We start from the raw sequence: 19973 nt of genomic DNA, 5'->3' as shown, positions 1-19973 counted from the left end.
ATGGTACGTCGCGCAGTCGTCAAAGGGGTTGGACATTACCTGCCCGAACGCGTGGTTCCGAACTCTGAATTCGAAAAGACACTCGATACCAGCGATGAATGGATCAGATCCCGTTCTGGCATCGAAAGACGGCATTTCGCGGCACCCGGACAGACCACATCGCAGCTGGCGACCCATGCGGCCAACGCCGCGTTGGCCATGGCGCAAATGGATGGATCGCAAATCGATGCGATTGTTCTGGCGACCTCCACCGCGGATAACACGTTTCCATCTGCCGCGACCATGGTGCAGCATGCCATTGGAAACACCACGGGCTATGCCTTTGATGTTCAAGCTGTTTGTGCCGGTTTCGTCTACGCGCTGAGCAACGCAAATGCGCTGATTGCTTCGGGCCAGGCTGACCGGGTGCTGGTCATCGGGGCCGAGACCTTTAGCAAGATCATGGACTGGACGGATCGCAGCACCTGCGTGCTGTTTGGCGACGGTGCGGGCGCGCTGGTGCTTGAGGCCGAAGAAGGCACCGGCGAAAGCACGGATCGCGGTGTGTTGTCGACCGATCTGAATTCTGACGGGCGCTATAAAGACCTGCTTTACGTTGATGGCGGTGTTGCGACCCAGAACACCGGCATGCTGCGCATGGAGGGCAAAGAGGTCTTCCGCCATGCCGTTGAAAAGCTCGCCAAGACTGCCGACACAGCGCTGGAAAGCGTCGGGCTGGGCCCTGACGATGTCGACTGGGTTGTACCCCATCAGGCCAATATTCGCATCATCCAATCCACGGCCAAGAAGCTGGGGGTCGAGATGGACCGGGTTGTTGTGACGGTCCAGGATCACGGAAATACCTCGGCTGCATCGATTCCCCTCGCGCTTTCGGTTGGGGTGGCCAATGGGCAGATCAAACAAGGCGATCTTGTCGTGACCGAAGCCATCGGCGGCGGGCTGGCCTGGGGCGCCGTTGTGCTGCGCTGGTAAGCTAAATCAGACCTGCATCTGTGATTGCCAAGCCATTGTTATTGACTCTGATTTTGGCCGAGGACTATGCTCCACCAAACATAATAGGGGGACCGGTGATGACGGCAAAAACATTGACACGAATGGATCTTGCGGATGCAGTGCACAATCAGGTTGGATTGTCACGCAACGACAGTGCCGATCTTGTCGAAAGCGTGTTGTCGCATGTGTCTGACTCTTTGGTGAAAGGCGAGACTGTGAAAATCTCGTCCTTCGGGACTTTTTCAGTCCGCGAGAAAGCGGCCCGGATTGGCCGTAACCCCAAAACAGGTGAAGAAGTGCCAATTCACCCCCGCCGTGTGCTGACATTCCGGCCATCGCATTTGATGAAAGATCGCGTTGCGGCTGGAAATAAGCGCTAAACCATGGCCAAGGCCAAAGACGCCTTCCGCACGATTAGTGAAGTCGCTGAATGGCTTGACACCCCAACCCATGTGTTAAGGTTCTGGGAAAGCAAGTTTTCCCAGATCAAACCTGTCAAAGGTGCGGGCGGGCGCCGATATTATCGCCCTTCCGACATGGAATTATTGGGCGGTATCAAACAGTTGCTGCACGAAGATGGGCTGACCATCAAAGGCACCCAGAAGCTGCTGCGCGAAAAAGGCGTCAAGTATGTAGCAACCCTTGGTGCGTCAACACACGCCGGGGCCGCCACGCCAGAGCTGGCAAAGCCTGCGCCAGAACCGTACAAGCAGCCCGCCGTCAAAAAAGCAGCCGAAGCACCTGAAGCGTCCAAACCTGCCGCCCCAGCGCCCCCTGCTGCGCCAGAGCCGATGCAGGACATGTTCGCCTTTGACGACATCCCGCCTGCAACAGAAACGCCACCTGCCCCGCCACCAGCGCCCGACCTGGCATTGCCTGCTTTCCCAGATGAGCTGCTGTCGGCACCGGGTCGCGTGATCGGTACCGTTCCAGCCGACTTATCGGCGCTGCACGCAAAAGCCGCACAAATCGCGCCGCTGCTCAGCCGCCTGGAAGCCTTGCGCGACCGGATGCGCGCTCAGTAATGGCCGAAGTGTTTTTCGGGCTTGCCCTGCCACTGAATTGCGTTATGAAAGCGTCTGTTCGGGCTATGGCGCAGCCTGGTAGCGCGTCCGTCTGGGGGACGGAAGGTCGCAGGTTCGAGTCCTGCTAGCCCGACCAATCATAACCGCCCGCTTGCGCCTTGGCGCAGCGGGCGTTTTGGTATCTGAAGGGATCCAGATATGACCACATCCGGTGTCTTGGCCGATCACCAAATCAGCGCCATGATTGCGACAGGCGGGATCACGGCCAGCGCCGAGATCACAACTGATCAAATACAACCTGCATCCCTTGATTTACGTTTAGGAACAACGGCCTACCGTGTACGTGCATCCTTTTTGGCCGGCCGGAATCGTACCGTAAAGGACCGCCTGAAAGACTTTCAGATGCATGCGGTGGACCTGACCGGCGGCGCTGTTTTGGAAAAGGGCTGCGTCTATGTTGTCCCGTTGATCGAAAGCCTATCGCTGCCCGCCGATATGTCAGCCGCCGCCAGTGCCAAATCATCCATCGGCCGCCTTGATCTGCTGACCCGGATTATCACGGACTACGGTGTCGAATTTGATCGCGTTCCTGCGGGGTATTCCGGCCCGCTTTACGTGGAAATTTGCCCCCGATCCTTTTCGGTGGTCGCGCAAACGGGCCAGATGCTGAACCAGATCATCTTTCGGCAGGGCAAAACCCTGATGTCAGATGACGATTTACGCGCCCTGCATGCCCAAACCCCGATTGTTTCGGGTGATCCGGTCATTTCGGACGGGCTGGGTTTTTCGGTGGACCTGAAACCGCAAAAGGGCAATCTGGTCGGTTACCGCGCCAAGCCGCATACGGGCGTTGTTGATCTGTCCAAGCTGAACCACTACGACCCCGCTGATTTTTGGGAACCCGTGCACACAGATGACGGCTGGATCATCCTGGACCCGGGCGCGTTTTACATTCTGGTCAGCCGCGAAGCGATCGTGATCCCCCCGATGCAGGCCGCCGAAATGGCGCCCTATCTGGCGATGGTCGGCGAATTTCGGGTGCATTACGCGGGCTTTTTCGATCCCGGTTTCGGCTATGCCGAGGCAGGCGGCAGCGGCTCGCGCGGTGTGCTAGAGGTCCGCTGCCATGAGGCGCCTTTTGTTCTGGAACATGGGCAGGTCGTCGGCCGTCTGGTTTATGAACATATGGCCGCAATGCCCGATGCGCTTTATGGGCGCGAGATTAAGTCGAATTATCAAGGACAGGGTCTGAAACTGTCCAAGCATTTCAAATCGGGCTAATTAACCTGCTGCAAGACAGACCTTTGGTTTTTGAGATGCCGTGCAATCAGATTGCGCTGCGCGCCTTTGGTCGGCACCAACGCGGCGCATGGCGGCAGCGTGTCCTGCCCCAGCTGTGGAAACAAGGTCTTCAATTCGGTCCGCGCCGCATTTGTCAGGGATTTTAGTGCCTCTGGCCCCGGATAAAGACTTTCTGACGGGGCGCCTTCGGCAAAGATAATCTCATGCTGTGCAAACATCAGATGGATATAGCTTAGCGCGGTATCGCCCTGATCGTATGAGATACCCGGCAAATCAATCAACTTGATCGCAGGGACCAGCGCCTGATCCACCCCAAACATCCGCTTGACGATCTTTGAGGCCAGCAACATGCGGTGCTGGCGCGACACCCTGAGGTCACGTTCAGGCAGACCCGCGCCTAAGGCCCCTTTGCCGATATGTACGGGGCGTAATTTCGGGAACAAACGCAATTCCAGCGGTGACAGATCACGCCGTCCGATCCACCTGATTGGCTGCAACCCATGCGCTGCGGTCTGAACCAGATCGCCGACCTGCAATGTTTCAATGGCGCGCGGTCCCATATCTGTCAAAATCATGGTCCCATCGACATAACAAACCGGCGCCTGATTCAGGATGTCGACATAATCACCGACATAGAAATCAGAGTTCCCAACCTCGACAGTACCGCTGTCGATGGTGCCATCTTCGTCAATGTCGAAGTCAGAGTAGCGATCCAAAACGACGGCCCCCGTCGCGTTGGCAATATTTGTGCCCGGCGCAATCGTCAGCGTGTTATTCAACGTAGGACCGCCGTTTTGCGGCTGCAAGATATTTGCGTTGAACCGTACATAGCTGTCACCAAGCCCCGAGATGTCGGATTGCACAGTCGCCGTCTGCCCCTGGTTTTGCGGGGCATAATCATATTTGATCAGGGTCGTGTCGGGCGTTCCGGCATCAACACTGGCAAGATAGGCCTGATAGTCGGCATAGCTGTCAAAAACCGTCAGGTCAGAGATGCTGCTGCCGCTGCCGATTTCATTTGTGCCGGTTGGGTCCTGTACTTCGAAAACAACGATGTCATCATCCTCGAACACAGCTGTGCCATTGTTGAATGTCACCTCGCCCTGCCCGTTCGAGCCACCGGTCGAATTCGTATTGATGTTCCCGCCCTGAATGACGTCAGCGCCAAGAACCGCAAATGATGCCATTTTTCACCTCAACAGACAGACCAACCGCCATCGGGTATTCAACCTGCCAAACCGTCTATACTATTACCCGTAAACATGTGCTCAACGGTTCGTCATATGCACCTTTGGGCATTACAAGACGTCAGGCCATTAACGTGACGGATATTGCGCCTGCAATATTAACGCAGGAACCGGCGCAAGAAACGCAGGTTACGCCGGGCGTTTTGGGCCGTCTTTTTCGATGACTGGGCCGATTGGCGTTCTTCTGCGGTCATTTCATCGGTGCTTTTGCCCCGACGGCTGGCGACATCGATACCCTTATTCACCCCGCGGTTCACCGCCATGCGGATCGCCCTGTTGATCATTCGGTTTACGTTCATTGCTAAATCCACCGCCTTGCACTGGTCTTAATATAAACCGGAATAATCATTCTTCAAACATCTCGGTCTGGTTTTCATCATCATCGGCATCTTCCGCCTCATCCAGCCCGGTGGCGCCGGGTGGCGGTCGGTTTTCAAGCAGACCTGCAGCGCGCAAATCTTTCAAGCCCGGCAGATCGCGCGCATTCTCTAGCCCGAAATGGTCAAGAAACCCTTGCGTGACGACAAAAGTTACGGGCCGCCCCGGTGTCATTTTTCGCCGTCCAAAGCGGATCCATTCCATTTCGATCAACTGATCAATCGTTCCCCGGCTAACGCTGACGCCGCGAATTTCCTCAATCTCGGCCCGGGTCACTGGCTGGTGATAGGCCACAATGGCCAGCGTTTCGATCGCCGCTCGGGACAGTTTGCGCGTCTCAATCGTCTCTTTCTGCATCAAAAAGCCCAGATCAGCCGCAGTCCGGATGGCCCAGGCATCACCGACCTTCACCACATTCACGCCCCGCCCCTCATAGCGCTTGCGCAGATGCGCTAAAGCCTCGGCTGGGTCGCAGCCATGGGGCATGCGGCCGATCAGCTCATTCACGCTGACCGGATCTGCTGTGGCAAAAAGGATAGCCTCGACCATGCGTTCCTGCTCGCCCATGGGCGGCGCTTCAAAGAGGCTGTCATTTTCGGGCTTACTCATCACCGGGTGCCTTTTTGCGAATTTGAATGGGGGCAAAGGTTTCGCCCTGCCGGATTTCGATTTTGCCTTCCTTGGCAAGCTCAAGACTGGCGGCAAAGGTGGCCGCCGTGGTTGAGCGGCGGCGCTGCGGGTCGGCATCCCAGCCATCGGGCAGATAACTGGCGATGTCGGTCCATTCGCCCGCAAAGCCGATCAAATGGCGCATCCGGTCTAGGGCTTGCTCCATCGTCATGACATGTTGACGGTCTAACACGAAGGGGCGGAAATCATCGCGGGTGCGGATACGCGCATAGCCTTGCATCAAATCAAGCAGCGTGGCGGTATAGGTCACCTTGCGCACCCGCTGCACATCTTCGGTGATCCCGCGCGCAAAAAAATCGCGCCCCAACTGATCACGCGCCATCAGCTGCGCCGCAGCCTTGCGCATCGCCTCAAGCCGTTCCAGCTGGAAGGCCAAATGCGCGGCAAGCTCTTCGCCCGATGGCCCCTCTTCGGCAGGATCGGGTGGCAGCAACAGCCGGGATTTAAGGAAGGCCAGCCAGGCGGCCATCACCAGGTAATCTGCTGCAAGCTCAAGCCGGAGCTGTTTGGCCCTCTCAACGAAGACCAGATACTGTTCGGCCAAAGCCAGGATTGAGATTTGGCGCAGATCCACCTTTTGGGTTCGCGACAGGGTCAACAGCAGGTCAAGCGGCCCCTCAAAAGCGCCCACATCCACGATGAGCGCCTCGGCGGCCAGCCGTTCGCTGACTGACATGCGGTCTTCTTGGAAAATATCGTCCTGCATCGATCCTCAGCCTAGTAGCGTTGCAAGTTCTGCTTCTAGCTCTGGGATGTCAATATTTGTTGGGGTTTTTCGCTGTGACAACGCACGGTCGGCCCGGACAACAGCCTGCGGGGTCATGCGGCCTGCCGCATCGGCGACTGCTTCAATCTCGGCGGCGTTACCATTGCAATGCAGGATAATATCGCACCCCGCCCGGATTGCGGCGGTGGCGCGTTCGGCGACTGTCCCGCTGAGCGCCTCCATTGACAAATCATCGGTCATGATCAACCCGTCAAAGCCGATCTTATCGCGGATATAGCGCATCATGGCAGGCGAAGTCGTCGCCGGGCTGTCAGGGTCAATTGCAGACACAACCATATGTGCCGTCATACCCATCGCAATATCGCTAAGCGCACGAAACGGCGCAAAATCACGCGCTTCGAGCGCGTCCAGCGGAAAATCCATCACTGGCAGTGCTTTATGGCTGTCCACATGGGCGCGGCCATAGCCCGGGATATGTTTCAGCACGGGCAAGACACCGCCCGCAAGATGCGCATCTGCGCAAATGCGCGCGGCAGCGATCACCGTGTCGATATCATCGCCATAAAGCCGGTTTCGCAGCACTGGATGGGTCTGATCCTCAACCAAATCAGCCAGCGGGGCACAGTTTACATCGATGCCCACATCGTAAAGTTCCGCCGCGATCAGCCGGTTGCGGATCCAATGGGCACGCATTGGATCGCGGGCCCGCTGCATTTGGTCCAGCGCGGGCGGGTATTCGCGCCAATGCGGGCTGCGCATCCGCTGTACACGCCCGCCCTCTTGATCAATCAGGATCGGCGCATTTCGGCCCACGTTTTCGCGCAGATCAGCTGTCAAACGGCGCAGCTGATCAGGCGTTTCGATATTGCGGGCAAACAGAATAAAGCCCAGCGGATCGGCGTCCCGGAAAAATGCGCGCTCCCATGATGTGATCTGCGCTGTTTCGGGGCCAAAAATAGCCGCGTTATGGGCCATGTCAGTCGACGACCACTGCGATGCAATCTGCGCCTTCAGCCTCTAAGGCCGCACAAAAGCGGCGGGCGGTCGCCCGGTCATCAAAGCCACTGGCACGCAGGCGATACCATGTATTGGCCGCTTGATTACTGACTTGAATGACCCGGAATTTATTGGCCATCAGATCACCAAAACGATCCTGCAGACGCTCCCACTCGGCGGCGGCCAAGGCAGGCGAGGTAAAGGCGCCAAGCTGCACAAGGTTCGTGCCCGGCGCAAAAGAGGCTGTGCTGACAGCCACTTCGTCATTGCTGGCTTCGGCTGGGGCCGCGGCAACTGCAGGCTCTGCGGCTGGCGCTGGAACGCGCAGGCTGGCAGGGCGAATATTGGGACGCAAGGACAGTGCCACACCGGGAATGGATGCGGGAATGATCGTAGCTTCCGGGGTCTCATCTACGCTGGCGGCTTCGGCCAAGGCTTCGGCAACTGGTTCGGCAGCAGGCGCTTCAGACAGCGCGGCAACCTCATCGGCCAGCGCCAGAATGTCTTCGGTGCTCATCGCGGCGGGTTCAGCCACCTCTGACGCGGTCGGCGCGGTAATGGCTGGTGCGTCTGTTGTCACGGCGGCCTGGATCACTTCGGCGACGGGTTGCGCATCAAGGTCTTCCTGGGCCAGCCCGGATGTGACCGGGGCCAGAACCAGCCGATCTTCGGGACCGCCAGCTTCGCCCAATGCCGCCACTTCGTTCACGGCTAAACCCGTGTGCAAGGCCACATCGCCGCCCGGATTGTCGGGCAGGACACGCATATCGCCTTCCATAGCGCGCACCACTGGAATGCCGCTGACATCGCGCATGATCAGCTTATAGCCCCAGACACTGACGCCGAGGATCAGTGCAAGCGACATTGCCGCCCCAGCATAATTTACAAGGATACCTGCGCGTGATGCGCCGTTTGCGGGCGCGAAACCCTCATCATAAACTGCCATCTCTGCCTCATTGCCCGTGCCATTTTGGCTTTGTGGGTCTGTTGCTGCTGCTCGATCCGGCGTTTGGTGCGTTAGCGCATCTCTTCTGCCGGTGTGACGCCAAGAATACCTAACCCGTGCAAAATGACAATCGCTACGGCGCGAATCAGGGCAATTTTTGCCTGTGTGGTATCTGAGTCACCCTCTTGCACAAAGCGTAGCGCTTCATCAGCATTGCCCTGATGGTAAAGCGCGTGGAAATCCGAGGCCAGATCGTAAAGGTAGAAAGCGATCCGGTGCGGCTCATGCCCCTTGGCGGCGATTTCAACCAAGCGCGGCCATTCAGCCAGCTTTTTGATCACCGTCATTTCCGCATCATGGGTCAGTCCTGACAGATCCACACCCACCAATGTTGTATCCGCTACATCTGCAAATTCTGACGCTTTTGATACGGCAGAATTGACCCGGGCATAGGCATAATTGACGTAAAAGACCGGGTTATCCTTGGACTGCTCCAGCACCTTGTCGAAATCGAAATCAAGCGGCGCGTCGTTCTTGCGGGTCAGCATGTGGAAACGGGTCACGTTTGGCCCCACCTGATCCACCACATCGCGCAGGGTCACAAAGGTCCCTGCCCGCTTGGACATTTTGAAGGGCTCGCCGTTCTTGTAAAGCTTCACCAATTGGGTCAGCTTGATATCCAGTGGCACTTTGCTATCGGATAAGGCGCTTACTGCGGCCTTCATCCGTTTCACATAGCCACCGTGGTCGGCGCCAAAGACATCGATCAGCTGATCAAAGCCGCGCTGCACCTTGTCATAGTGATAGGCGATATCGGGCGCGAAATAGGTCCAAGACCCATCAGATTTCTGCACAGGCCGGTCCACATCATCGCCATGGGCGGTGGATTTGAATAGGGTCTGTTCGCGCGGTTCCCAGTCTTCGGGCACCTTGCCTTTGGGCGGCTCTAGCGTACCGCGATAGATCAGGCCTTTCTCATCCAGCTCACCGATGGCTTTTTCAATCAAACCCGTGCCATAGAGCGACTTTTCGGAAAAGAAGTTGTCCATCACGACACCCAGCTGGGCCAGGTCTTCGCGGATCAGGTCCATCATGGCCTCGGTCGCAAATTCGCGCACCTCTTCCAGCCAGAACTGTTCGCCCTTGTCGATAAACGCATCACCAACCTTGGCTTTCAGCGCTTCACCGACAGGTTTCAGGTAATCGCCAGGATATGTCCCGTCCGGGAACGCAACCTCTTGCCCATGCGCTTCGAGATACCGCAGGTACACCGACCGCGCGAGTACATCGACCTGCGCCCCGCCATCATTGATGTAGTATTCCTTGGTGACATCATAGCCCGCATAATCGAGCAGACGCGCCAGCGCGTCCCCAAAGACAGCGCCCCGCGTATGACCGACATGCAGGGGGCCGGTTGGGTTGGCCGAGACATATTCGACCATCATCTTCTGCCCCTGCCCCAGCGATGAGCGGCCAAAGTTGCTATCGCCCAAAACCGCCTTGATCACGCCGTGCCAAATCTCAGGCACAAGACGCATGTTCAAGAACCCGGGGCCAGCCACGTCGGCCACAGCGATATGGGGATGGGCCAGTAGTTTTTCGGCCAGCGCCTCGGCGATCATCCGGGGGTTCATTTTGGCAGGTTTGGCCAGAACCATGGCCGCATTGGTTGCCATATCTCCATGGGCGGCATCGCGCGGCGGCTCGACCGTTACAGATGCAAAAGACAGCCCCTCGGGTAGGGTGTTTTCGCTGACCATCTGATCAAGGCAGTCGATGACGGCGGCACGGGTATCGGCAAAAAGGTTCATGGCATTTCCTTAGGCGCAGTGAAGACGCGTTTGGGGCCATGTATCATTGCCACACATGAGGTCAATCAAGCAACGCGTTCTTTGCCATATCGCATTGCCCAACAGACATCTCGGGTTGTGCGGGGCATCGGGCTCTGCTTAGGCTTGCGGCACAAAACAAACAAAGGACGACGACCAATGCGAACAGAGCCAGCGCAGGATGCCTATTGCGACAAAGAAAAGGCGCATCCAACCGCCGTCAAACTGATGGTAGAAGACTTTTTCTGGAGCCCGTCCGATGAGGCAGCCCCATTTGGCAGCGATGAGGGCTACGAATCTTACTATAGCTGGAAAGAGTGGCGGCAGAGTAATCCCACATCCCCACTAACAGATTGTTTCAAATGGATATTGGGTAGTGATTACGGCGCATATAACGCCGATCTTGCAAGTAACGCACAGGTTGCCAAAGACGTCGCCAACCCATACGAGGCCCCGTTTTCAGACGGTTGGGATATGTTTACACTTGATGTTACGATCATGGCCACGGCCTTGTCCCAGCTGCTGGACGAAGGCAAGATCGACGAAGATGCCAAACCTTTTGTGCTTGTGGCGACGAAAAGACAAGCCAGCCCCATGCTGGATCAAATGATTTTTCCGAAAGAGGTTCTAGCTGCAACCGAACGGGTGGTTGCGGCTGCATAGAGACAAGCCCGTTGAAACCCTAGATCGCCTTAGGCTCTAGGTATCAGCGGGCGGTTGTGCTCCCCCAAGGCCATCTGGCGGACGCAGTGCGATAAGCCGTACGTCTGGTCCCGCGCTCACATCTTCGTCCTTACGGATCAGTTTGATTGTCCCATTGGGCGCGATCCGGGCCACCACATGGGCCTCGGGCTGCTCATCCCGCCAATCGGCAAGCGTGAACTCTTCGGTTAGCCGCGAGGTGCGGAAGGTCCAGCCATCGGTGATCATCTGATCAAGCGCGGCATGGGTCACATCGGGCCCAAAGGGGCGCCCGCCCAGTGTCTGCGGCAACTGGTGCCGGGCATTTTCGCTCCGTTCGCGCATCACCTGAAAGACATTATCGCGTCCAAATTCTGGCGCCAGATCGGTTGCAACAAGCGTATTATACGCGTCGTTATCCGTGGCCGCGACCAAGGTGGCATAGCTGACCAGTTCCAGCCGCTGTTCAGCCGCCTCAGACAGAATATCGCCCGAGAATGTCGCGATCCCGGCGGTGCGTGCGGCCCGCAGATGGCCGAAATTCGGATCGGTCATCAACACCGGCACCTCAGCGCGTTGCAAGGCTTCGGCAAAGGCGGTGGTCCAGGGTGATCCGCCAATCATGATCACCCCGGGTGTTTCTGCCCCCGTCAGGCCAAGCCAGCGCGCGAAGGGTGCCAGCGAAAACCCGTGCAGCACAACCGTCACGGCGACAAGCACAAAGGCCAAAGGACCAATCAGCGCGGCATCTGCAAATTCAAGCGCCAAAAGCCGTTCGCCAAAAAGCCCGGCCACAGCCACCAAAACGACCCCGCGCGGGCCGGTAAAAGCGACAAGCACCTGTTCTTTCATCGGAACACCCGACCCCAAAAGCGAGACAAAAACCGTCAAGGGCCGCGCCACGAGCACAACAAGCAACACAAACAGGCCCGCCCGCCAATCAAGCTGGGCGAGCGCCGCAAAATCAAGGCCCGCCGCCAGCAGGATAAACACCCCCGAGACCAGCAGCACCGTGGCATGTTCCTTGAAACGGCGCAGTTCGACATAGCTGGGCAGATCGGCATTCGCGATCACGATCCCCATGATCGTCACGGCAAGCAATCCGCTTTCATGCAAGACCGTATCGGACAGCGCAAAGACCGCCAAAAGCAACGCGAACAGCACCGGCACTTTCATGAATTCAGGCACCCAGCCGCGTTTAAAGCTGCGTGCCAGTCCAAAACCGGCGGCAGCGCCCAACGCGCCGGCAACCCCGATCCCGATCACAAGTTCGATCATCGCCGCCTGAAACGTGGTGGCCGTGTGCAGCACCAGGACAACCGAAAAAGCCAGCACAGCCGCCAAGGCCCCGATGGGGTCATTGACGATGGCCTCCCACTGCAGCAAGGCGGCAGGCCGTTTGGACAGCCGCGCCGTGCGCAGCAAAGGTGCAATCACCGTGGGTCCTGTGACAATCATGATCCCGCCAAACACCGCTGCGCTTTCCCAGCTTAACCCTGCCCCATAGCGCAGCGCCAAGGCCGAGGTCAGCCAGCCCAGCGGCGCGCCTACAAAGACAAGCCTGCGCACCCCTACGGCGGCATCGCGCAACGTGTGAAAATTCAGCGTCAGCCCGCCCTCAAACAAGATAATCGCCACCGCGATTGAGATGATCGGCGCCATCAGCGGGCCGATATCACGGGCAGGGTCAAAAATGCCTGCGACCGGACCAATCAGAACCCCTGCCGCCAGCATCAAAACGATAGCGGGCATGCGCAGCCGCCAGGCCAGCCATTGCGAGCCGACCCCAAGTGCGCCAACCAGTGCAAAGGCCATGACAGGGGCCATCGCCCCGGCTTCTGTTTCAATGGCCATCAATCACCCCTTCTGGAATTTCTTGCCCACCAATCAAACGCTTATGTTCCTGAATGGCAAATCTGTCGGTCATACCTGCGATATAGTCCGAAACAATCCGGGCCAGTGCCGTCTGATCTGGGGCCTCGGCCACATCCTTGCGCCATTGCTTGGGCAACTCATGGGTGTTTTCCATGAAAAACGGGAACAGCTCATTGATCATTTTCGTGACAACTTCGCGCATCTCGACCACGGCGGGGGCGCGGTACATCCGCGTGAACAGGAAGGCGCGGATCACCTTGAGATCGGACCATAGCGCGGGCGAGAACTGCACCATCATGCGCCCGGCATGACGAATGTCATGCACCGATCCGGCGTCGAGGTCAGCCAGATTTTGACGGCTGACATTGATCACATCCTCAACAAGGACCCCAAAGAAACGGCGCAGCGCCTCATGCCTGCGGCGGTAATAATTCAGCCCCGGATATTTGGCATCCACCCGCGCAAAGCAGTCCTGCAAAACCGGCAGCTCGGCCAGCTCATCTGTACTGAACAGCTCGGCCCGCAACCCATCATGCAGGTCATGATTGTTGTAGGCGATATCATCGGCCAATGCGGCGGCCTGGGCCTCGGCGCTGGCATGGGTGTGCAATTCCAGATCGTGCCGCGCATCATATGCGGCCAGCGCATAGGGGATATCGCCTGTGACAGGACCATTATGTTTGGCAATGCCCTCAAGGCTTTCCCAGGTCAGGTTCAACCCGTCCCATTCAGCATAATGCCGTTCCAGATTGGTCACGATATGCAAGGCTTGGGCATTGTGATCAAAGCCGCCATAGGGGGCCATCAGCGCATCAAGCGCCTCTTCGCCGGTATGGCCAAAGGGCGTGTGTCCCAAATCATGGGCCAGGGCCACGGCTTCGGTCAGTTCAACATTCAGATCCAGCGCGGCGGCCACTGTCCGGGCCACTTGCGCGACCTCAATCGAATGGGTCAGCCGGGTGCGGAAATAGTCGCCTTCATGTTCAATAAAGACCTGGGTCTTATGCTTGAGCCGGCGAAAGGCCGATGCATGGATAATCCTATCCCTGTCGCGCTGAAAAGGTGAGCGAAAGGCGCTTTCCTCTTCGGGATAAAGCCGCCCGCGCGGATTGGCGGGGTCGGTCGCATATGGCGCTGCCATTTGTGGTTGCCTGTCTTGTTCGTCTTGCCTGCCCGCCTTATATTGCAACTGAAACCGAACCGATAGGTTACAATCATGCTGACAATCCCCCCCAAGGTGACCGAGCGCGCCTTTGAACGACTGGCCGAGATTGGCGCGGCCTCGCAAGGCAAAGCCCTGCGCATCGCCGTTGAAGGCGGCGGCTGTTCAGGTTTTCAGTATGAGATCGATCTTGATGATCCCAAAGAGGATGACCTTAAGCTGACCGAACAGGGCGAAACGGTCGTGATTGACAGCGTGTCTTTGCCCTTTTTGGCCGATGCGGTCATCGATTTCAGCGAAGAGCTGATTGGCGCACGCTTTGTGATCAACAATCCCAATGCGACATCGTCTTGTGGCTGCGGCACCTCCTTTTCGATGTAGGCTTGCAGCCGGGCCCAGCCTGCGCCACAACCATGGGCGAGCAAAGGGGGCCTCATGAAAATCGCGACATTTAACATTAATGGGGTCAAGGCCCGGATCGAGGCGTTGACCAACTGGATTGACGAAGCCCAGCCCGATGTCGCGCTGCTGCAAGAGATCAAATCAGTGGATGAGGGGTTCCCTCGCGAAATATTTGAGGACAAGGGCTATATTGTCGAAACCCATGGCCAAAAAGGGTTCAACGGCGTCGCGATCCTGTCCAAGCTGCCGCTGGAAGATGTCACGCGCGGCCTGCCCGGCGCAGAAGGCGCAGGGCGCGAGGGCGTTGATGATGTTGAGGCCCGCTATATCGAAGCAACCGTGATGGGCGATGTACCAATCCGCGTTTGCGGCCTTTATCTGCCCAATGGCAATCCTGCCCCGGGGCCGAAATACGACTATAAACTGCGCTGGATGGAACGGCTGCAGGCCCGGGCGCAAGAATTACTGTCGCTGGAAGAACCCGCCCTATTGGCGGGAGATTACAACATCATACCGCAACATGAAGATGCTGCGCGCCCCGATGCCTGGCGCGAGGATGCGCTGTTTCGGCAGGACAGCCGCGACACATTCCGGCGTCTGTTGAACCTTGGCCTGACCGAGGCGTTTCGCAGCCGCCAGGCTGGCGCAGGGCATTATTCCTTCTGGGACTACCAAGCCGGCGCATGGGACAAGAACGACGGGATCCGCATCGATCACTTTCTTCTGACCCCACAATGCGCTGATCTGCTGACCAATTGCTGGATCGAATCCGAACAGCGCGGACGGGAAAAGCCCTCGGACCATGTTCCTGTCTGGGTTGACCTTGCGGCCTAAAACGCTGATATAAAGGGCAATCAAAAAATCGAGCGGTCATTGGTAGCTAATAGAAGGGGCATCTGATGCTCGGTCGTTTGATGATGACGGCGGTTATGGCCGCAACATTTCCTGTCATGGCACACGCACAATGCCGCATCGCAGTGGCCGGTACGGCCTGCGTTTCTGTGCCCAAACCCAGCACCCCCACCCCCGGCCCGGTTGAGGTCGGCGAAATCCTGGATCGTGGCGAATATTCAATGTTGATGAATGCCACCTATTACGGGTTGCCGCGCGTCAGCGATGGCTGGGTCTATATGCAGATCGAAGAAGAGATTTACCGGGTCGATTGGCGCAGCCATGAAGTGCTTGAGCGTGTGACCCATCTGGCCAGCCGGAACTGGTAAAACAGGGCCTAGGCCGTCACATCGTGATCATAAAGCCAGCTTAGCCGGTTCAGAAATGCGTCGGGGGCCAGTTTGCCCATGCCCCGCAGCCCCGTATGCGCAATCACACGTTTCATCCCGCTCAGATGATAATTGGTCGCGTTGCGGTTTGCCGCCGCAATCGCCCGCACCACACGTGCGCGGCGGGCGTTCTGATAATCTCGCAGCCCCCCCTGCAATGACGAGTTTTCCTGGCAACAGCGGGCCAGCACATAAGCATCCTCGATCGCCAGATTTGCCCCTTGCGCCAGAAAAGGCAGGGTCGGATGGGCGGCATCCCCCAAAAGCGCGGTACTGCCCAGATGCCAGTTCTCCGCAACAGGATGACGGAACAGCCCCCAAAGGTTGACCTCGGTCACCTCGGCCAGAATGCCTTTCAGCTCCCAGCAGCTATCGGCAAAAGCGGCGCGCAGATTGCCCGGATCATCTGGGTGATGCCAACCTTCATCGGCCCACTGGCTGCGTTCTTGGACGGCAACGATATTCAGCCGCCCATTTGGCAACGGATAGGTGACGACGTGGCGCCCCTTGGCCATCCAGATGCGGGCGGCGGGCGGCGCATCGGGCGCGTTGATCATCGCCCGCCAAGCCACTTGGCCCGTAAAGAAAGGCGCGCGCGGTCTGTTCAACGCATCGCGCACAATAGACCGCACCCCATCGGCGCCAATCGTCAGATCAGGGCGAAACGTCTTGGAACCACATTGAAAGGACCCATCTGGTGAAACTGATGCGATCTTGGCATCCAAGACCAGTGTGACCGATTGGGCTTCACAAGCGCGGGCAAGCAAATCAATCAGGGCGGCCCGATGGAAAAAACGATAGGACGGGTTTTGCCGGGTTAAATCGAAACGGGCAATCTGCTTGCCGCTATACGCATCCATCGGGATGACTGCAGCGGCCTCTTTCCCGGACGCTGCAAGCGCATCACGCAAACCCAGTTTATTCAAGGCACGGGCAGCATTTGGCGTTATTTGCAGGCCTGCCCCAATCTCGGTCAGCGCAGTGGCCTGCTCAAAGACGGTCACCTTGGCGCCTTGGCGTGCAAAGGCCAATGCAGCCGTTAAGCCACCGATCCCGCCACCGATAATGGCAACATCACGACCGGCATTGTTTTGTGGATCAGTCGTCGCGGTGGACTTTTTCACGGCGCTCGTGGCGCTCCTGTGCTTCAAGGCTCATCGTGGCGATCGGGCGGGCATCAAGTCGTTTCAGCGAAATCGGCTCGCCCGTGATTTCGCAATAGCCATATTCGCCTTCGTCGATACGGCGGAGCGCTGAATCAATCTTGCTGACCAGCTTGCGCTGGCGGTCGCGGGTACGCAGTTCAAGCGCACGATCCGTTTCTTCCGACGCGCGATCAGCGACGTCAGGAATGTTCCGGGTCTGATCTTTCATGCCAGCAACCGTATCACGGCTGTCTTCCAGCAACTCGTTTTTCCAGTTGATCAGCTTACGGCGAAAATACTCGGTCTGGCGTTCGTTCATGAACGGCTCATTATCAGCGGGGCGATAGTCTTCTGGAAGAAACACTTCGGCTTTCATCTTGATACCCTTCAATATTGGCAGTCTAAGGCCAGCACCCCTGCCGCAATCCCTTATTTTGAGGCGGGTTTACTCCGTTGCTGCGCGCGTGTCACCCCCTCTTTTTGGTCTGTTCGCGAGGTGTTGATGATCGGCGATGACCTGCTAGTTTGACTTGGAAACAATAGGGTTGAATCCATGCAATTTACCGGCACAGACAGCTATGTCGCCACTGATGATCTGACTATGGCTGTCAATGCCGCCGTCACTTTGGAACGCCCGCTTCTGGTCAAGGGCGAACCAGGAACCGGCAAAACCGAATTGGCCCGGCAGGTCAGTGCCGCGTTGGGTTTGCCCATGATCGAATGGCATATCAAGTCGACAACCAAGGCCCAGCAAGGTCTGTACGAATATGATGCGGTTAGCCGGCTACGTGACAGCCAATTGGGCGATGCCCGTGTGCAAGACGTCGCCAACTACATCAAACAGGGGAAACTCTGGCAGGCCTTTGCTGCTGACGGCAAGGTGGTTCTGTTGATCGATGAGATCGACAAAGCCGATATCGAATTCCCCAATGATCTGCTGCAAGAACTGGACCGGATGGAATTTCACGTCTACGAGACCGGCGAGACGATCAAGGCGATCCAGCGCCCTATCGTGATCATCACATCGAACAATGAAAAAGAATTGCCCGACGCATTCCTGCGCCGCTGCTTTTTCCACTATATCCGTTTTCCCGATATCGACACGATGCGCAAAATCGTTGAGGTGCATCATCCGGGTATCAAAACAGGCCTGCTGACCGCCGCGCTGACCCAGTTTTACGAAATCCGGGACACGGCCGGTCTAAAGAAAAAACCATCCACATCCGAGGTGCTTGATTGGCTCAAGCTGCTGCTGGCCGAAGATCTCGACCCTGAAGATCTGAAACGTGATGGTGCCAATGCCCTGCCCAAGCTGCATGGCGCGCTGTTGAAGAATGAACAGGATGTGCATCTGTTTGAACGGCTCGCCTTTATGGCCCGCGCTGGCCGTTAAGCCACAGCGCGGCGCGATCATTGCGCGTGCACGGCCAAGTGATTGGTCACGCATCCATTCGCGGCTATGTTGGGCGCAAAGCAAGAAAGAAGAAAACAATGGCAGGCAGCGTAAACGCGCATATCAGACCACTGCGTCCAGGCGACAAACAAGCTTGGGAAAAGCTGTGGCGTGCGTATCTGGAGTTTTACAAAACATCACTACCCGCAGAGGTTTATGAGACAACATTCAACCGGCTTCTTGGTGATGACGACCGGGATTTCCATTGCCTGATTGCAGAAGTTGCCGGGACACCTGTTGGGCTTGTTCATTACCTTTTCCACCGGCACTGCTGGCGGATCGAAAATGTTTGCTACCTGCAGGATTTATACGCCGATCAAAGCGTCCGCGGACAAGGTATTGGACGACAGTTGATCGAGGCGGTATATGCCGCCGCAGACGCGGCCGGTGCGCCAAATGTCTATTGGTTGACGCAGGAAGATAACCATACGGCACGCCAGCTTTATGACCGCGTTGGGGCCAACAGCAACTTTATCAAGTATCAGAGGCCCGCATGAAACGCATCGCCGCCCTTGCTCTCATGCTCTTTGCCGCCTGTACAGATATCCCCGAGGGACCGGACCCGATCCGGCTGACCTTCCCCGATATGCGCCGATTTGATGCAGCAAGCCCCGGGCGGGCGGCCCGGCCAAACTCGGAAATCGCGCTTGATTTCATCGATCTGGCCTTTCGCATGGAAAGCGGGCGCGAATTGCCAGTCTTCTCGCGTTTTGAGGGGCCGGTGACGGTGCGGGTGGCGGGCGATGTCTCGGACACGATGATCACCGATCTTGAGGCGCTGCTCGACCGGCTGCGGCGCGAGGCGCATATCGATATTCGCCGCACGGAATCCAGCGACGCCAATATCGTGATTGAGGCTGTCCCCTCGCGCAGTCTGGACCGTGTTGCCCCCAATGCCGCATGTTTCGTTGTCCCACGGGTCAGCAGCTGGGCCGAATTGCGGGCGGCGCGGAACACCGGCGCGCTGGATTGGGCGACCGTGCGCCAGCGCGAAAAGGCCGCGATCTTCCTGCCCGGCGACGCCGCACCGCAAGAAATTCGGGACTGCCTGCATGAGGAACTGGCCCAAGCGCTTGGCCCGCTCAACGATCTTTACCGCCTGCCCGACTCTGTCTTTAATGACGATAATATCCACGCGGTGCTGACCGGGTTTGATATGCTGATCCTGCGGACCTACTACGCCGCCGAATTGCAAAGCGGCATGTCCGAGGCGCAGGTCGCCGACAGGCTGCCGCGCATTCTGGCGCGCTTTAACCCGCGTGGTCAGCGCGCGGGCGGCCAAATTCCAAGCAGCACCTCAAGGGCCTGGATCACGGCGATTGAAACGGCGTTGACCAATGGATCGGCCGGGCGGCGCAGGCAGGCGGCGGCGCGGGCCATTGCGATCGGGCAAAGCCTGGGTTGGACGGGCACGCGGGAAGGTTTTGCCAATTACGCCTTTGGACGGCTACAGATCGGCAATGATGCAACCGTGGCCTTGGGCGCTTTTAACGCCGCCGGGCGGGCCTATGGGCAAAGTGCGGTGACCAACATTCATTCGGCGCATGTGGCCGTGCAACTGGCCGCTTTTACCCTGATTTCAGGCGATGCAGAAGCGACGATCACCATCGCGGATGAGGCGATCCCCGTCGCCGAGCAGCATGAAAATGCCGCGCTGCTGGCGCTGCTTTTGATGTTCAAGTCCGAAGCGTTGGAACTGCAAGGAGACAGTGAAAAAGCCGCAGAAGTGCGGCTGGACAGCCTTGGCTGGGGGCTCTATGGCTTTGGCACCCGCGACGAAGTGGTCAGCCGGTTGAACGAAATCGCATCGCTGGCACCGCAGATAGCGCCAACGCAGTAAAG

At 57.8% G+C, this 19973-nt stretch carries 22 protein-coding genes and 1 tRNA gene; 12 read left to right on the top strand and 11 right to left on the bottom strand.

The window, feature by feature from the left end; genetic code table 11:
• From AABB29_RS14200 to AABB29_RS14180, 5 genes are all read left to right on the top strand, one after another.
• Nucleotides 1–972: a beta-ketoacyl-ACP synthase III gene (locus AABB29_RS14200; protein WP_341366287.1), complete on the top strand. Its 972-nt coding sequence runs from the start codon at nt 1–3 to the stop codon at nt 970–972.
• A gap of 98 nt (nt 973–1070) precedes the next feature.
• The gene (gene ihfA, locus AABB29_RS14195; RefSeq protein ID WP_341366288.1) at nt 1071–1373 is read left to right on the top strand and encodes an integration host factor subunit alpha; all 303 of its coding nucleotides are present in this window, start codon (nt 1071–1073) and stop codon (nt 1371–1373) included.
• 3 nt (nt 1374–1376) lie between these two features.
• Nucleotides 1377–2018, top strand: a complete 642-nt coding sequence (locus AABB29_RS14190; RefSeq protein WP_341366289.1) for a MerR family transcriptional regulator — start codon at nt 1377–1379, stop codon at nt 2016–2018.
• A 59-nt stretch (nt 2019–2077) separates the two neighbouring features.
• A tRNA-Pro gene (locus AABB29_RS14185) sits at nt 2078–2154 on the top strand.
• A gap of 62 nt (nt 2155–2216) precedes the next feature.
• Nucleotides 2217–3299, top strand: a complete 1083-nt coding sequence (locus AABB29_RS14180; RefSeq protein WP_341366290.1) for a 2'-deoxycytidine 5'-triphosphate deaminase — start codon at nt 2217–2219, stop codon at nt 3297–3299.
• Here the strand turns inward: AABB29_RS14180 and AABB29_RS14175 are convergent.
• The 7 genes from AABB29_RS14175 to argS form a co-directional block, all read right to left on the bottom strand.
• Nucleotides 3296–4507, bottom strand: a complete 1212-nt coding sequence (locus tag AABB29_RS14175) for a Hint domain-containing protein (RefSeq protein ID WP_341366291.1) — start codon at nt 4505–4507, stop codon at nt 3296–3298. The genes AABB29_RS14180 and AABB29_RS14175 overlap by 4 nt on opposite strands.
• 158 nt (nt 4508–4665) lie before the next feature.
• Nucleotides 4666–4866: a hypothetical protein gene (locus AABB29_RS14170; protein ID WP_341366292.1), complete on the bottom strand. Its 201-nt coding sequence runs from the start codon at nt 4864–4866 to the stop codon at nt 4666–4668.
• A gap of 46 nt (nt 4867–4912) precedes the next feature.
• Nucleotides 4913–5554 carry an SMC-Scp complex subunit ScpB gene (gene scpB, locus AABB29_RS14165; RefSeq protein ID WP_373636584.1) on the bottom strand — a complete coding sequence of 214 codons (642 nt, stop codon included), beginning with the start codon at nt 5552–5554 and terminating at the stop codon, nt 4913–4915.
• Nucleotides 5547–6341 carry a ScpA family protein gene (locus AABB29_RS14160; protein WP_341366294.1) on the bottom strand — a complete coding sequence of 265 codons (795 nt, stop codon included), beginning with the start codon at nt 6339–6341 and terminating at the stop codon, nt 5547–5549. The genes scpB and AABB29_RS14160 overlap by 8 nt, the downstream gene beginning before the upstream one ends.
• A 6-nt stretch (nt 6342–6347) precedes the next feature.
• Nucleotides 6348–7337, bottom strand: a complete 990-nt coding sequence (locus AABB29_RS14155; protein WP_341366295.1) for a glycoside hydrolase family 3 N-terminal domain-containing protein — start codon at nt 7335–7337, stop codon at nt 6348–6350.
• 1 nt (nt 7338) lies between these two features.
• Nucleotides 7339–8304 carry an SPOR domain-containing protein gene (locus tag AABB29_RS14150; RefSeq protein WP_341366296.1) on the bottom strand — a complete coding sequence of 322 codons (966 nt, stop codon included), beginning with the start codon at nt 8302–8304 and terminating at the stop codon, nt 7339–7341.
• Between the two features lie 71 nt (nt 8305–8375).
• A complete protein-coding gene (argS, locus tag AABB29_RS14145) occupies nt 8376–10115 on the bottom strand; it encodes an arginine--tRNA ligase (protein ID WP_341366297.1) in 1740 nt (579 codons plus the stop codon).
• Nucleotides 10116–10292: 177 nt separating this feature from the next.
• Between argS and AABB29_RS14140 the strand changes: the two genes are divergently transcribed.
• Nucleotides 10293–10796, top strand: coding sequence for a hypothetical protein (locus AABB29_RS14140; RefSeq protein ID WP_341366298.1), 504 nt, complete (start codon nt 10293–10295; stop codon nt 10794–10796).
• A 36-nt stretch (nt 10797–10832) separates the two neighbouring features.
• Here the strand turns inward: AABB29_RS14140 and AABB29_RS14135 are convergent, their stop codons facing one another.
• Both AABB29_RS14135 and AABB29_RS14130 read right to left on the bottom strand, forming a co-directional pair.
• Nucleotides 10833–12668, bottom strand: coding sequence for a sodium:proton antiporter (locus AABB29_RS14135; RefSeq protein WP_341366299.1), 1836 nt, complete (start codon nt 12666–12668; stop codon nt 10833–10835).
• On the bottom strand, nt 12658–13830 hold the full coding sequence (locus tag AABB29_RS14130; protein WP_341366300.1) for a deoxyguanosinetriphosphate triphosphohydrolase: 1173 nt from the start codon (nt 13828–13830) through the stop codon (nt 12658–12660). The genes AABB29_RS14135 and AABB29_RS14130 overlap by 11 nt, the downstream gene beginning before the upstream one ends.
• Before the next feature lie 75 nt (nt 13831–13905).
• Here AABB29_RS14130 and AABB29_RS14125 point away from each other — a divergent pair, with 75 nt between their 5' ends.
• From AABB29_RS14125 to AABB29_RS14115, 3 genes are all read left to right on the top strand, one after another.
• Nucleotides 13906–14232, top strand: coding sequence for a HesB/IscA family protein (locus tag AABB29_RS14125; RefSeq protein ID WP_373636583.1), 327 nt, complete (start codon nt 13906–13908; stop codon nt 14230–14232).
• Nucleotides 14233–14286: 54 nt separating this feature from the next.
• Nucleotides 14287–15087, top strand: a complete 801-nt coding sequence (gene xth, locus AABB29_RS14120) for an exodeoxyribonuclease III (protein ID WP_341366301.1) — start codon at nt 14287–14289, stop codon at nt 15085–15087.
• 65 nt (nt 15088–15152) lie between these two features.
• Complete coding sequence (locus AABB29_RS14115) at nt 15153–15473, top strand: hypothetical protein (protein ID WP_341366302.1); 321 nt, start codon at nt 15153–15155, stop codon at nt 15471–15473.
• 8 nt (nt 15474–15481) lie between these two features.
• Here AABB29_RS14115 and AABB29_RS14110 read toward each other — a convergent pair whose 3' ends face one another.
• Complete coding sequence (locus AABB29_RS14110; protein WP_373636582.1) at nt 15482–16657, bottom strand: FAD-dependent monooxygenase; 1176 nt, start codon at nt 16655–16657, stop codon at nt 15482–15484.
• Nucleotides 16632–17054 (bottom strand): RNA polymerase-binding protein DksA, encoded by a 423-nt coding sequence (dksA, locus tag AABB29_RS14105; protein ID WP_341366304.1) that lies wholly within the window; start codon nt 17052–17054, stop codon nt 16632–16634. The genes AABB29_RS14110 and dksA overlap by 26 nt, the downstream gene beginning before the upstream one ends.
• A 177-nt stretch (nt 17055–17231) precedes the next feature.
• Here dksA and AABB29_RS14100 point away from each other — a divergent pair, with 177 nt between their 5' ends.
• From AABB29_RS14100 to AABB29_RS14090, 3 genes are all read left to right on the top strand, one after another.
• Nucleotides 17232–18071, top strand: coding sequence for a MoxR family ATPase (locus tag AABB29_RS14100; RefSeq protein ID WP_341366305.1), 840 nt, complete (start codon nt 17232–17234; stop codon nt 18069–18071).
• 98 nt (nt 18072–18169) lie between these two features.
• Nucleotides 18170–18628: an N-acetyltransferase family protein gene (locus tag AABB29_RS14095; RefSeq protein ID WP_373636581.1), complete on the top strand. Its 459-nt coding sequence runs from the start codon at nt 18170–18172 to the stop codon at nt 18626–18628.
• Complete coding sequence (locus AABB29_RS14090; protein WP_341366306.1) at nt 18625–19971, top strand: DUF2927 domain-containing protein; 1347 nt, start codon at nt 18625–18627, stop codon at nt 19969–19971. The genes AABB29_RS14095 and AABB29_RS14090 overlap by 4 nt, the downstream gene beginning before the upstream one ends.
• The last annotated feature ends 2 nt before the right edge of the window (nt 19972–19973 follow it).

Origin of the sequence: Yoonia sp. BS5-3 (assembly GCF_038069655.2) — a bacterium.
GTDB lineage: Bacteria > Pseudomonadota > Alphaproteobacteria > Rhodobacterales > Rhodobacteraceae > Yoonia > Yoonia phaeophyticola.
Note: the sequence above shows the minus strand (reverse complement) of the source record. Positions and strands in the feature narration are given on the sequence as shown.

Excerpts from the sequence above, each read along its gene's own strand:
- AABB29_RS14140 (WP_341366298.1), top strand. The coding sequence starts at position 10,293 with ATGCGAACAGAGCCAGCGCAGGATGCCTATTGCGACAAAGAAAAGGCG.
- AABB29_RS14095 (WP_373636581.1), top strand. The coding sequence starts at position 18,170 with ATGGCAGGCAGCGTAAACGCGCATATCAGACCACTGCGTCCAGGCGAC.
- AABB29_RS14170 (WP_341366292.1), bottom strand. The coding sequence starts at position 4,866 with ATGAACGTAAACCGAATGATCAACAGGGCGATCCGCATGGCGGTGAAC.
- AABB29_RS14125 (WP_373636583.1), top strand. The coding sequence starts at position 13,906 with ATGCTGACAATCCCCCCCAAGGTGACCGAGCGCGCCTTTGAACGACTG.
- ihfA (WP_341366288.1), top strand. The coding sequence starts at position 1,071 with ATGACGGCAAAAACATTGACACGAATGGATCTTGCGGATGCAGTGCAC.
- AABB29_RS14155 (WP_341366295.1), bottom strand. The coding sequence starts at position 7,337 with ATGGCCCATAACGCGGCTATTTTTGGCCCCGAAACAGCGCAGATCACA.
- dksA (WP_341366304.1), bottom strand. The coding sequence starts at position 17,054 with ATGAAAGCCGAAGTGTTTCTTCCAGAAGACTATCGCCCCGCTGATAAT.
- AABB29_RS14090 (WP_341366306.1), top strand. The coding sequence starts at position 18,625 with ATGAAACGCATCGCCGCCCTTGCTCTCATGCTCTTTGCCGCCTGTACA.
- AABB29_RS14180 (WP_341366290.1), top strand. The coding sequence starts at position 2,217 with ATGACCACATCCGGTGTCTTGGCCGATCACCAAATCAGCGCCATGATT.
- AABB29_RS14150 (WP_341366296.1), bottom strand. The coding sequence starts at position 8,304 with ATGGCAGTTTATGATGAGGGTTTCGCGCCCGCAAACGGCGCATCACGC.
- AABB29_RS14190 (WP_341366289.1), top strand. The coding sequence starts at position 1,377 with ATGGCCAAGGCCAAAGACGCCTTCCGCACGATTAGTGAAGTCGCTGAA.
- AABB29_RS14200 (WP_341366287.1), top strand. The coding sequence starts at position 1 with ATGGTACGTCGCGCAGTCGTCAAAGGGGTTGGACATTACCTGCCCGAA.
- AABB29_RS14130 (WP_341366300.1), bottom strand. The coding sequence starts at position 13,830 with ATGGCAGCGCCATATGCGACCGACCCCGCCAATCCGCGCGGGCGGCTT.
- AABB29_RS14135 (WP_341366299.1), bottom strand. The coding sequence starts at position 12,668 with ATGGCCATTGAAACAGAAGCCGGGGCGATGGCCCCTGTCATGGCCTTT.
- AABB29_RS14160 (WP_341366294.1), bottom strand. The coding sequence starts at position 6,341 with ATGCAGGACGATATTTTCCAAGAAGACCGCATGTCAGTCAGCGAACGG.
- AABB29_RS14100 (WP_341366305.1), top strand. The coding sequence starts at position 17,232 with ATGCAATTTACCGGCACAGACAGCTATGTCGCCACTGATGATCTGACT.
- argS (WP_341366297.1), bottom strand. The coding sequence starts at position 10,115 with ATGAACCTTTTTGCCGATACCCGTGCCGCCGTCATCGACTGCCTTGAT.
- AABB29_RS14115 (WP_341366302.1), top strand. The coding sequence starts at position 15,153 with ATGCTCGGTCGTTTGATGATGACGGCGGTTATGGCCGCAACATTTCCT.
- scpB (WP_373636584.1), bottom strand. The coding sequence starts at position 5,554 with ATGAGTAAGCCCGAAAATGACAGCCTCTTTGAAGCGCCGCCCATGGGC.
- xth (WP_341366301.1), top strand. The coding sequence starts at position 14,287 with ATGAAAATCGCGACATTTAACATTAATGGGGTCAAGGCCCGGATCGAG.
- AABB29_RS14175 (WP_341366291.1), bottom strand. The coding sequence starts at position 4,507 with ATGGCATCATTTGCGGTTCTTGGCGCTGACGTCATTCAGGGCGGGAAC.